Source organism: Paenibacillus sp. p3-SID1389 (genome assembly GCF_025151705.1).
Classification (GTDB): domain Bacteria; phylum Bacillota; class Bacilli; order Paenibacillales; family Paenibacillaceae; genus Fontibacillus; species Fontibacillus phoenicis.
This window is the reverse complement of record NZ_JALXVO010000017.1, coordinates 41,375-53,156: the sequence shown is the minus strand read 5'-3', so window position 1 is coordinate 53,156 and position 11,782 is coordinate 41,375. Positions and strand designations below refer to the sequence as shown.

Genomic DNA, 11,782 nt, shown 5'->3' with positions numbered 1-11,782 from the left:
GGGCAGCAAGATCACTAATAGTGCATGGTACTTGCTGTGTAACGCTGATCAGAAACGCTATTTGGAGAAAAATGGGGCCTCATGCAACGTAACGCTTGCAGGGGAGCTTATTTGCGATTTTTCAGTGCAAATGAGGTAGGTTTTGCCTAAATAAGACAGCTGGCCAGCGTTAAACGTAAAAATCTGTGATTTTCGCCAAAATAAGCATTCTGGCAAGCGTTAGAGCAAAAGCGGCACCGGCATCGGCATCAACAACAACAACAGCAACAGCAGCAGTAACCAGTAGCTGCAACAGCAAAACCAACATCAGCATCAGCAGAACCCATCAGCACCACATCAGCAACAGCATCAGCAACAGCATCAGCAACAACATCAGCAACAACATCAGCAACAGCATAATCAACAGTAGCACCCAGCTCCAGCAGAACCTGCACAGCACCGGCACACCACCACTAGCATCAAAAGCATCAGAATCAGCAACACAAACACCAACACTAGTATCAGCCACCAGCAGCAACAGCGGAATCCTCAAATCACACATCCTCCACACAAATCAAAAAACGCCCCTTGGATCAACCCAAGAGGCGTTATGGTCTAATTTCTTCTCTTAAAAAATAAACTTCAAATCGCCAAGGCGGCGTTTGATTTCGGAAATGACGCGGCGTTCTTCTTCTTCACCGTCGGCGATAAACGTCACGGAGAACCGCACGTAATGGCCGGCATCGTCCCACGGCACCGTGGAAATCAGCTTCTCCCGGATCAAGAACTGCGAGAAGTCTTCGGCCGTCTCAAACGTTGGTCCGCCTTCCACACCCTTCGGCGCTTGCACATAGAGAAAGAACGATCCCTTCGGCTTCTTCGCCTTAAAGCCCAAGTCGTTAAGGGCGTTCACCAGCAGCTCGTGGCGGCGCGAATATTTCTCAGCGATGCGCTCCGTGATTTCCGGATGGGCCAGCCCGTAAGCTGCCGCTTTCTGAATTGCGATAAACTGGCCGGAATCGTTGTTGTCCTTCACGTCGCTGAACGCTTTAATGATCAGCGGGTTGCCGGCAACAAACCCGATTCTCCACCCCGTCATGTTGTACGACTTGGATAAGGAGTGCAGCTCGACACCTACGTCCTTCGCCCCTGGCACGGACAAGAAGCTCAGCGGCTTCAAGCCGTCATAAGTCAAAGCAGCATACGGTGCATCGTGTACGATCACGACATGATATTTCTTCGCCCAGTCCACCACTTTGGCAAAAAACTCCTTTGTCGCGCTCGCGCCCGTCGGATTGTTCGGGTAATTCAAATACATCAGCTTGGCCTTACGTGCGATCTCTTCCGGAATCGCGTCCAAATCCGGCAGGAAGTCATTTTCCTCCGTCAACGGCACCGTATAAACCTCGCCGCCCAAATACTTCGTATGGGTCCCGATAATCGGGTAACCCGGCACGGTCATAATCGTGATATCACCAGGATTGATGAAGCAAGAAGGCAGCATGGCGATCGCCGGCTTGGAGCCGATCGAGTGCACCACTTCCGTAACCGGATCGATGCCTTCAACGCCAAAAACATCATGAAGATACTTTGCCGCCGCTTCCTTGAACTCGGCGATACCGTTGTCAGCGTACCCGCGGTTCTCGCGTTTCGCTGCTTCCTCCGCCAGCTTGGCCACGATGCCGGCATCGGCCATGTCGTCCGGTTCGCCGACGCCCATGTCGATCAGCTCAATATCGGGAAAATCCTTCTTCGCAGCTGCTTTGGCACGTTTGATTTTCTCAAATTTATAAATAGCGGTGTCTTTGCCGTAATTTGCCCCGCCAATGCGCTCTGCAAATTGCTGTTGAATATAAGTTTCCTGTCTATTCAGCGTACTCATCTCAAACGTCCATCTCCTTCGTATTCATGAAAAAAAATCCATCCTCAAATGGTTCGAACTCGCACTTTAAATATGCAGGAATTCGGCCTATTTAGAGAATGGATTAATCACCTGATCGTTTGTACTTTTTGATCAAGCTGTCTCCTGGAGGTGAACATTTTATAGGTTAAACAACCATTTCTGAACAATTTTCTTAACGGTTTCTCAATGATTGCAACACATTTTCCATATCCGCAGGGATCGGCGCGCTGAACTCCAAATACCGTCCGTCTTCCGGATGATCAAACCCCAGCACAGCGGCATGCAACGCTTGTCCGTCCATTTTGACTCCTTTGCTGCGTCCATACAGCGGGTCTCCCACCAACGGATGGCCGATAAACTTCATATGCACGCGGATTTGATGCGTTCGTCCGGTTTCCAGCTTGAGCTCAAGCAGCGTATAATCGCCAAACCGTTCAACCACTTGAAAATGCGTTACCGCATGCTTGCTGTTCCGTTCAATCACTGTATACATTTTGCGGTCATGGGGATCGCGGCCAATCGGCGCATCCACCGTGCCTTGGTCATGGCTGACGTTGCCATGCACCAGAGCATAATATTTCCGCGTCACCGTATGTGCCTTCAGCTGAGCCGCCAACGAGGCGTGCGCTTTATCGTTCTTAGCCGCCATGATCAGGCCCGACGTGTCCTTGTCGATCCGATGCACGATCCCAGGCCGAAGCTCGCCGTTGATGCCCGACAGATCCTTGCAGTGGAACATCAAGGCGTTCACCAGCGTCCCGGAAGTATGACCCGGTGCCGGGTGCACAACCATGCCGCGCGGCTTGTTGACGACGATGACATCACTGTCTTCATAATAAATTTCGAGCGGAATGTCTTCGGGCACGATTTCCGTTGGCTCTGCCCCCGGAATCACCAGCACGATGCGGTCGCCTTCTGCCAGCTTGTAATTTGCTTTCACCGGGGCCCCGTTTACAGCCAAGTTCCCCGCTTCAATCCACAGCTGAATCTGGCTACGAGAGAACTCTTCACCCAGCTGCGTTTTTGCATATTTATCGATTCGCTCTTTCGCGTCGGCCGGTCCGGCCACCCACTCGAGCTTCTCCTCTTCAAAATCCTCTAGTGTTTGATCCAAACTCATACGTTTTCCTCATGCTCCTGTTGAGCTGCGGTCTGCTTCTCCCGGCGAAGCTCCAGCAGCGAATCCAAAATGATCAGCGCCACGCCAACAACAATGCAGGAATCCGCAACGTTAAAAATCGGGAACGTGTACGAACCGAAATTAAACATCAGAAAATCAACGACTTCCCCGCTGACGGCACGATCGAGGAAATTGCCGATTGCCCCGCCAAGCACCAGAGACAACGCCACCGGCAGCATTTTGTTGGGTTGATTTTTTACTTTAAGCAAATACCAGACGATCCCAATCACCACAACCGTAGTCACCACAATAAAAAACCAGCGCTGATTCTGCAAAATGCCAAACGCCGCGCCGCGGTTCCGATGGGAGGTAATCAGGAAAAAGTTGCCGATCACCGGGATCTGTTCCCCGATCGTCAGTCCGGTTGCAATCCAATATTTCGTGCCTTGATCAACCAGAAAAACGATTAATGCAATCAAAAAGTATACCACGCGGTCCGTCACCTCGTTTTTCATTTCCCGCTCGCAACAAGCGGCAGGATATTCCTCTTCTAAGCCTTGTATATTGTAGCACAGCCGGAAATGGCCCGTCCATGCGCGAAAGGATTTTCCTTAGGTATTTCGTCATGGTTCTGCACAAAATACCGCTAGGAGAGACGTTACAAATCACCGCTCTAGATGCAGGAAGGAAGGAGCAACACATGCCGCATTTGACGAAAGCCCAACTCGCGGAGCTTACCGCAAAACTGCAGGAAACCAAGTCCGCTTTAACCGAACAGTTGTCGGATAATGACCATTACGGTATGAATGAATCGATGCGCGATAATACCAATGAGCTGAGCCAGATCGATAATCACCCCGGGGACCTCGGTTCGGAAGTCTACGAGCGGGGAAAAGACCTCGCGCTCGCCGAGCATCATGAGCTGCATTTGGCCCGGGTCGAGGATGCGCTCGAACGGATCGAGGACGGCAGCTACGGCTACTGCGCGACGTGCGGCAAGCCGATCAGCTACGAACGGCTCCGTGCGATCCCGGAAACGGCCTACTGCAAGGATCACAGCCCCCAATCGTTCGTGTCAGCCAAACGGCCGATTGAGGAAATCTTCTTGTCCCCTCCTTTTGGCCGCACGAGCCTGGATGAACGCGAGGACCAAAATGGCTTCGACGGGGAGGATGCTTGGCAAATCGTCGAGAGCTACGGTACTTCGAATTCACCGGCGATGGCCGAGGACCGGGAAATCGATGATTATAACGATATGGAAATCGAAGCATCCGAAGAGCTCGACGGATTTGTGGAGCCTTACGAGTCCTTTGTTGCCACCGATATTTACGGCAAAAACGTCTGCTTTTACCGCAATGGGGTTTACCGGAAACATATGAGTGCCACGGAGCATTTGGATAGCGAAGATTCGCTCGGAACCGGCCCTAATACGTATTAAGCTCCAGCTGTCTTTGCACGATCCGCACGATGTCCGCGATATAGTCGCCGATGATCGGCAGATTCAGCGCCCCCAGGATCTGCAGGATGTAGATGATCGTTGCCGCAAAAAAGGTAAACCCGATTGCGATCCCCACCCCCCGGGCTGTTCCGGACAACAGGTTCAACCAGATCAAGCGCCACGGGCGGTTTAGCAGTTCGGTGTAATCGGCGATCCGCGATTTCTCTAGCTGCCTGGTCCAATTCAAGGTCAGGCGGTATACGGCGTTCATCTGCTCCTCCGGCGTTTTTGGCAAAGGTTCCGCCGCCGCAGGTACCGCAGGTTCAGGCCTCGGTTTTCGACGAATCATTTACACCCCATCCTTTGCTCCCCAGTGTATCCCAAAACACAAACGAGCCCGTTCTCCATCCCGAGAGACCGCAGGCTCGTTTGCTTCAATTACTAATATTATGACCTTCCTGGAAAAGCTCCATTCAGGCGAATCTGCCATTTCCCCTTAACGGTTAAGCATCAATCGAAATGGCGATCGTTTTACTGCCGAGATCCACCGTTTCTGCCGGGCCTTGCGGCTTGCCGAAGGCGACGTCCGTGATCAAGACGTTCTCACGCAGCACATGTTCAAACGCGGTGATGGCCGCTTTTAATTCATCGTCAACATCCAAGGTGAGGTGTACCCGTTTCTCGATCGGCAGATCGAGCTTCTTACGGGTATCCTGCACCGCGCGGACGACTTCACGCACCCAGCCTTCTTGTTCCAGCTCCGGCGTGATGTCCGTGTTAAGCGCAACGGTTATGCCGTAACCGGAAGCGGAAGCGTAGCCCGGCTTTGCTTGTTTCTCAACGAGCAATTCGTCCGCAGTAACCGTCAGCTCTTCGCCTTCCGGCGAGGTCACGGTAAATTGACCTTGCTCCACGATGGCGCGGGTTTGCTCCGGTGCGAGATTCTTCAGGTAGCCTTGCAGGAAGCCGATGTTTTTGCCGTATTTCTTGCCGGCCACCTTCAGGTTCATCTTCAGCGTGAAATCAACGAACCCGCTGTCGCTCGTTTCGATCTCGATCGCTTTGACGTTGATCTCTTCCTTGATGATGTCTTCGTATTCACTCACCGCAAACTCCCGGTCCATGGAGACGATCAGGCTGGACAACGGCTGACGCGTTTTGATGCCGCTCTCGTTGCGGACGTTGCGGGCCAGCTCAACGATTTGCCGTGCGCTCTCCATGTCTTGTTCCAGCGCCAGATCGATCAGCGATTCATCCGCTTGCGGATAATCGGCCAGGTGGACGCTTTCCCCGCCGCCCAGGTTGGTGAAAATATCCTCGGCGATCAACGGCGCAAACGGAGCGATCACCTTGGAGATCGTGAGCAACACGTGAGTCAGCGTTTGGTAAGCGGACAATTTGTCTTCGTTCAGGCCGCTGCCCCAGAACCGGTCGCGGGAGCGGCGGATATACCAGTTACTGAGCTCATCGATAAACCCTTCGATCGCTTGAGAGGAGTTCACGAAGTCGTTAACCGCCAGGCCTTTGTCTACCACCTGAATCAAGCTGTTCAGACGGGACAGAATCCAGCGGTCCAGCTTATTCTCGGAAGGACGGTAAGCGTGCTCCTCCGGTTTGTAGCCGTCGATGCCGGCGTAGAGCGTCAGGAACGCATGGGTGTTCACCAGCGTATCCACGACTTTGGATTTGGCTTCAGCTACGATGCCTTTGGAGAACCGTTTGCTGTTCCAAGGCGCACTGTCGGACAAGAGTGCCCAACGGAATGCGTCCGTGCCAAACTCGTTGATGATTTCCCAAGGATCGATGACATTGCCTTTGGATTTGGACATCTTCTGCCCGTTTTCGTCCAGCACGTGGCCGGTGGCGATGACGGCTTTGTACGGCGCTTTGCCGGTGAACAAGGTAGACACGGCCAGCAAGCTGTAGAACCAGCCGCGCGTTTGGTCGATCCCTTCGCAGATCATGTCCGCCGGGAATTGCTCCGCGAACGTCTCTTGGTTCTCAAACGGATAATGATGCTGGGCAAACGGCATCGAACCGCTGTCGAACCAAACGTCGATGACTTCGCTCGTCCGTTCCATCACGCCGCCTTCGCAATGCGGGCAATGCACCTTCACTTCGTCGACATATGGCTTATGCAGCTCCAGATCCTCACTGACATGGCCTACTGCATGCTCACGCAGCTCGGCGATGCTGTGCGGTGCGAACTGCCCGCCGCAATCCGGACAAACCCATACGTTCAGCGGAGTACCCCAATAGCGGTTCCGGCTGATGTTCCAGTCGACCAGCTCTTCGAGGAACTTCCCGAAGCGGCCTTCACGGACATGCCCTGGATACCAATCCACAGAATTGTTGTTGGCGATCAGCTGATCCTTCACTGCCGTTGTTTCGATAAACCAGCTCTCCATCGCATAGTAGAGCAGCGGCGATTTACAACGCCAGCAGAACGGATAGCTGTGCTCGTATTTCTCTTTGCTGTACAGCGTTCCTTGCTCGGACAGCATCTTCACGATGTCGAGGTCGCAGTCCTTGACGAAGCGGCCGGCAAAATCAGTCACCACATCCGTATAACGACCTTGGCCGTTCACGACGCTGACGAAGGTGATGCCGTTCTCGCGGCAAGTACGATAGTCGTCTTCCCCGTGAGCCGGTGCCATGTGAACGATCCCTGTACCGCTGGCATCGGTAACAAACGAAGCGCCAACGATCACGTTGATGTTCTCCGCCTTGATATAGGTGAACGGCGGCGTATAGGTTTTGCCTACGAATTCCGAACCTTTATGCGTCGACAATACCGTGTAATCGCCTTTCATGACTTTTTCAACGAGGTTCTTCGCAACGATATATACGCCGTCTTCCTGCTGCACTCTAGCGTATTCCATGTCCGGATTCACAGCCAATGCCACGTGGGACGGCAGCGTCCAAGGCGTGGTCGTCCATGCCAGCACATATTCGCCGGTGTCGTTCAGCTTAAATTTCGCCGTGGCGCTGAGATCCTTCACGTCCTCATATCCTTGCGCCACTTCGTGGGAGCTGAGCGATGTTTGGCAGCAAGGGCAATACGGGCTGACGCGATGACCGCGGTACAGCAAGCCTTTGTCGTGGATCGTTGCCAGGATGTTCCACACGCTTTCGATGTAGCTGTTATTCAGGGTGATGTACGGATCGTCGAGATCCACCCAGTACGCAATCGCTTCGGTAAATTCACGCCATTGCTTTTCGTAGCCAAACACGCTGTCTTTACATTTTTTCACGAATTCCTCAATGCCGTATTTCTCGATTTCCTGCTTGCCGGAGATGCCAAGCTCCTTCTCCACGCCCAGCTCTACCGGCAATCCGTGCGTATCCCAGCCCGCTTTGCGGACTACGCGATAGCCTTTCATCGTTTGATAGCGGCCAATGAAGTCCTTGATAACGCGGCCCAGCACGTGCCCGATATGCGGCAATCCGTTAGCCGTAGGCGGTCCTTCAAAAAAGACGTAGTTCGGCCGGCCCGCCCGATTTTCGATACTCTTTTTAAACGTATTTTCTCGGCTCCATTTGTCCAGAATCCGCAGGTCGCGCGCCCGCGCATTTTCTTTGACGTCAACCTTCTTCATGTTTCTCTTCCTTTCTTTAATCAGCCTGAAAAATAACAAAGCCCCGTCCCTAGAAGGGACGAGGCATTAGCTCGCGTTACCACCCTTGTTTCATGCGCTTGGCTCGCAGCCGCCCGTAAGGACGAGACCACAAATAGGCATGACACCTTGATCCCATACGCTTCATATGGGGTCGGTATAACGGCCGACAGCCGGCAAAGCTTACTACATCGGATTTTGATCACGAAGCAGATCAAGTAATAATTCGACATCGAATCTTGAATTCAGCCGAGTCTTCCGTTGCTCACGTAGGTCTTCCTACGCTCCGCTACTCAGCCTCTAGCTTCATCCAACCTTCTCGGTGCTGAAAATCCGATTTAGAAGAGTTCAGCCTTGCTTCTCCGGGAGGATCTTCCGTCCGTGCATTGAACGTTGGCTTTCAGCAGGATGCCAACTCTCTGGGGAACAACAACACGGCGTACTGGTCCCATCATCGAATGATTCTTTATGCAAGTACAATATGTAAATAGTTATATCTTATTGCCTCCCTCATGTCAACATCCTGCCCTCAACCTGTTTTTTTGCCTAGAAGACAATTCATCATTGCCCTGGAAATGTCCGGAATCCCCCTCTTTCGTACGTTTTCCCCCTCCCCTGTTCCTCAGGTGCCTCTTTTATAATGAAAGGGATTACATTTTCGTGTGAGAAGGAGCGAGCATACCGATGGAGACCCTCTGGCAAGGAAAATGGATTTGGCATTCCGGTGAATCCAGCCCGCGTAACGAGTGGCGTTGCTTCCGCAAAACGTTTGCGTGGACGGCAGCCAACAGCGGGCGAGTAGTGATCAAGCTTACGGCGGACTCCAGATACGTCCTGTACGTAAACGGACAACGGATTGGTCAAGGCCCTCCGCGCTCCTGGCCGTTTCGGCTGGCTTATGATGAATACGACATCGGCCATTTGCTGAGACCAGGACAAACGAACGTCATCGCCGTCATGGTGATGCATTTTGGAATCAGCAACTTCTATTATTTGCGGGGACGCGGGGGCTTGCTGGCCCAATTGGAGCTTGGTAGCAGCCCACAAATCCTAGCAGCAACAGACGATACGTGGTTCACTGTGGTGCATTCAGGCCATGACAGCCGTTCCCCGCGAATGTCCTGTCAGCATGCTTTCGCCGAGAAGATCGACGCGCGATTGTGGGACGACAACTGGATTCAACCGGACTACCAACCTGGCCCGGAATGGCAACCAGCCGCGGTCATCGGCCCGGCAGGCTGCGAGCCTTTGGGAATGCCGGTTCCCCGGGACATTCCCTATTTGACGGAAGAAACCGTATATCCTCGGCGCATCGAACGCTTGAGCAAGGTTAAGCCCGTTCAATATACGGCGGCTATTGACCTGCGCAATCAATTTTTCGAAGAGAGTACCGACACGGCGAACCCAGCCGAATTTCTCGGATTGCTCGCTACCGTGGTGCGTTGTCCGTTGAAATGTACGGCTACGCTGGGGCTGATCGATGTGGGCGGGACATTTCGGGGCTGCAGTCTGGACGGGGTTTGGTACGATGAGAAGTCATTAATAGGTGAAGCTCCCGAACGCTTTCTCCGCCTTGAGCTTGATCCGGGAGATCATCTCCTGCTGATCGACGTCAGCGGAGGGACGCACGGAAGCGGGCATCATTTTGCGGTGGATGCCGAGAAGCCGCTGGAGTTCTTATCGCCTCTAACGTTCATACAAGCACACTCAAACGCTCAAGCAGACGATTCGTCCGTCTTTGTTACCCTTGGTCCCTTTGACGGCGGAATCCGTTACGACCATAAACCAAATCCTCCGATGAATCCGGCGCACCCCGACTATTTGCGGGCCCGAGAGATCGCAGATGCGGCAGGACTTGTACCGTTTGCGAACTGGCTCCGTCCGGTTCCCGAGGCGCTGGTCAGCCAGGAAGATGTCTTTATCCTTTCCGTGTGGAAAAGGGATGAAGTCCCTTTAGCGATTCCAAACACGCTGCAACAAGCGGTGATTCCCAGCTTCGAGCTGGCGGAGGTCCCTTGGTATCCCGATGGAGATACCGAATTTGTGATCGATTTTGGCAGAGAGCTGTCAGGTTATTTAGAGTTCGAAGTTGAAGCGCCGGAGGGGGCGATCCTTGATTTTTACGGATTCGAGTTTATGCATGAAGGTCGACGCCAGGATACTTACGGATTGGACCATACGCTTCGCTACATCTGCGCCGGGGGACGCCAGCGGTACACGTCTCCAGTGCGGCGTGGACTGCGATACTGCCAGGTCACCGTACGAAACGCAACGGTTCCTGTGCGCATCTGCTATATTCGCATGCTGCAAAGCAATTATCCGATCGCTGAGGTTGGGCAGTTCCAGTCATCGGATCCGCGCCTAAATGACATTTGGCAGATCAGCCAACATACGACCCGGCTATGTATGGAGGATACTTTTGTTGATTGTCCGATGTACGAGCAGACCTTCTGGGTCGGCGATGCCCGGAATGAAGCGCTGATCAACTATTATTTATTTGGGGCTGACCGGATCGTCGAACGCTGCCTGCGATTGGTTCCCGGCTCCAAGTTCCAGACCCCGTTTTACGCCGACCAAGTGCCGAGCGGATGGAACAGCGTCATTCCGAACTGGACATTCTTCTGGATTATCGCCTGCTTGGAGCTGTATCGCTATAATGGGGACAAATCCTTTGCCGCGGATATTTTCCCCCATATCGAGTATACGCTCAAGCATTATTTAGAGCGGCTGGATGATCGGGGATTACTATGGATCCGCAGCTGGAACCTGCTCGATTGGGCTCCGCTGGACCAGCCGAACGACGGGATCGTATCACACCAGAACATGTTCCTGGTCAAAGCATTGATGTCCACCGCTGCTATTGCTTCGGCTCTCGGCAATCGTGAAGCGGAGGCGTTCTACACGGAGCAGGCGAACCGCTTGGCAGCCGCCATCAACAAGCATTTATGGTCGGAAGAACAACAAGCCTATCTCGATTGCATCCATACGGATGGGCGGCGCTCTGACATCTTCAGCATTCAGACGCAAGTTGTGGCGCTGTTGTGCGGCATTCCCGAACAGGTTAAGGACGAGAGCTCCAACTCTGCAACCGCTCAAACGGCAGACGCAACGCTCGCGAAGCGCAGACTTGCTTCCGTTGAACGACTGATTCTGCATCCGCCCAGCTCCTTCGTGCAAATTGGCAGTCCGTTTATGTCCTTCTTCTACTACGAAGCGCTGGCGAAACTGGGCAAATGGGATATCATGATCGAAGATATGCGTCAGGGCTATGGGCAAATGATCGATTGGGGAGCGACAACCTGCTGGGAGATGTATCCTAACTTCACGGAAAACCGAGCCAAAGCCGACCTGCTGACTCGGAGCCATTGCCATGCCTGGTCTGCGGGACCCGCCTATTTCCTAGGTGCCTACGTCCTCGGCGTTCGCAGCCTGGAGCCCGGATGGAGTCGAGTGCTCGTGGCACCGCAGCCATGCGGCGGATTGACCTGGGCGCGCGGCACCGTTCCCGTTCCAGGCGGCGGCAGAATCGACGTTTCCTGGCGTCTGGAATCCCCTGCAGCCGTTGCAGCGGAGGAAAGTCAACCGCAACCCAGCCTGCCCCGGATGCACTTGCGGATCGTTTCTCCAGAAGCCATCGAGATCGAGGTTCAGTCCCCGAGCGAGGTTGACGTTGTGATTGAGCATATTCGTGTCGCTTCAGCATAGGCATGTTGTATTTGTCATGG

The 11,782-nt window shown here is 53.4% G+C and carries 9 protein-coding genes; 2 read left to right on the top strand and 7 right to left on the bottom strand.

Features of this window, described 5'->3' with window-relative positions:
* Window positions 1-169: 169 nt before the first annotated feature.
* The 5 genes from M3G15_RS09460 to lspA all read right to left on the bottom strand — a co-directional run bounded on the left by M3G15_RS09460 (window position 170) and on the right by lspA (window position 3,493).
* Window positions 170-313, bottom strand: coding sequence for a hypothetical protein (locus tag M3G15_RS09460; RefSeq protein WP_260070725.1), 144 nt, complete (start codon window positions 311-313; stop codon window positions 170-172).
* Window positions 314-325: 12 nt separating this feature from the next.
* Window positions 326-532, bottom strand: a complete 207-nt coding sequence (locus M3G15_RS09455; protein ID WP_260070724.1) for a hypothetical protein — start codon at window positions 530-532, stop codon at window positions 326-328.
* Window positions 533-607: 75 nt separating this feature from the next.
* A complete protein-coding gene (locus tag M3G15_RS09450; RefSeq protein ID WP_260070723.1) occupies window positions 608-1,861 on the bottom strand; it encodes an LL-diaminopimelate aminotransferase in 1,254 nt (417 codons plus the stop codon).
* Between the two features lie 193 nt (window positions 1,862-2,054).
* Window positions 2,055-3,002, bottom strand: coding sequence for an RluA family pseudouridine synthase (locus M3G15_RS09445; protein WP_260070722.1), 948 nt, complete (start codon window positions 3,000-3,002; stop codon window positions 2,055-2,057).
* A complete protein-coding gene (gene lspA / locus M3G15_RS09440) occupies window positions 2,999-3,493 on the bottom strand; it encodes a signal peptidase II (protein ID WP_036645669.1) in 495 nt (164 codons plus the stop codon). Before lspA ends, M3G15_RS09445 begins: the two co-directional genes overlap by 4 nt.
* A 209-nt stretch (window positions 3,494-3,702) precedes the next feature.
* Between lspA and M3G15_RS09435 the strand changes: the two genes are divergently transcribed.
* Window positions 3,703-4,440: a TraR/DksA C4-type zinc finger protein gene (locus M3G15_RS09435; protein ID WP_009225622.1), complete on the top strand. Its 738-nt coding sequence runs from the start codon at window positions 3,703-3,705 to the stop codon at window positions 4,438-4,440.
* On the opposite strand, the gene M3G15_RS09430 is transcribed toward M3G15_RS09435, so the two are convergent.
* Together M3G15_RS09430 and ileS are read right to left on the bottom strand one after the other, a co-directional pair.
* On the bottom strand, window positions 4,427-4,789 hold the full coding sequence (locus M3G15_RS09430; RefSeq protein ID WP_260070721.1) for a DUF5665 domain-containing protein: 363 nt from the start codon (window positions 4,787-4,789) through the stop codon (window positions 4,427-4,429). The genes M3G15_RS09435 and M3G15_RS09430 overlap by 14 nt on opposite strands.
* 154 nt (window positions 4,790-4,943) lie before the next feature.
* Window positions 4,944-8,039, bottom strand: a complete 3,096-nt coding sequence (ileS, locus tag M3G15_RS09425) for an isoleucine--tRNA ligase (RefSeq protein ID WP_260070720.1) — start codon at window positions 8,037-8,039, stop codon at window positions 4,944-4,946.
* Window positions 8,040-8,741: 702 nt separating this feature from the next.
* Here ileS and M3G15_RS09420 point away from each other — a divergent pair.
* Window positions 8,742-11,762 (top strand): family 78 glycoside hydrolase catalytic domain, encoded by a 3,021-nt coding sequence (locus M3G15_RS09420; RefSeq protein WP_260070719.1) that lies wholly within the window; start codon window positions 8,742-8,744, stop codon window positions 11,760-11,762.
* The last annotated feature ends 20 nt before the right edge of the window (window positions 11,763-11,782 follow it).

Bases quoted from the DNA above. Each gene is read 5' to 3' on its own strand.
- M3G15_RS09460 (WP_260070725.1), bottom strand. From the start codon at position 313: ATGCTGATGTTGGTTTTGCTGTTGCAGCTACTGGTTACTGCTGCTGTT.
- M3G15_RS09450 (WP_260070723.1), bottom strand. From the start codon at position 1,861: ATGAGTACGCTGAATAGACAGGAAACTTATATTCAACAGCAATTTGCA.
- M3G15_RS09445 (WP_260070722.1), bottom strand. From the start codon at position 3,002: ATGAGTTTGGATCAAACACTAGAGGATTTTGAAGAGGAGAAGCTCGAG.
- M3G15_RS09435 (WP_009225622.1), top strand. From the start codon at position 3,703: ATGCCGCATTTGACGAAAGCCCAACTCGCGGAGCTTACCGCAAAACTG.
- M3G15_RS09430 (WP_260070721.1), bottom strand. From the start codon at position 4,789: ATGATTCGTCGAAAACCGAGGCCTGAACCTGCGGTACCTGCGGCGGCG.
- ileS (WP_260070720.1), bottom strand. From the start codon at position 8,039: ATGAAGAAGGTTGACGTCAAAGAAAATGCGCGGGCGCGCGACCTGCGG.
- M3G15_RS09420 (WP_260070719.1), top strand. From the start codon at position 8,742: ATGGAGACCCTCTGGCAAGGAAAATGGATTTGGCATTCCGGTGAATCC.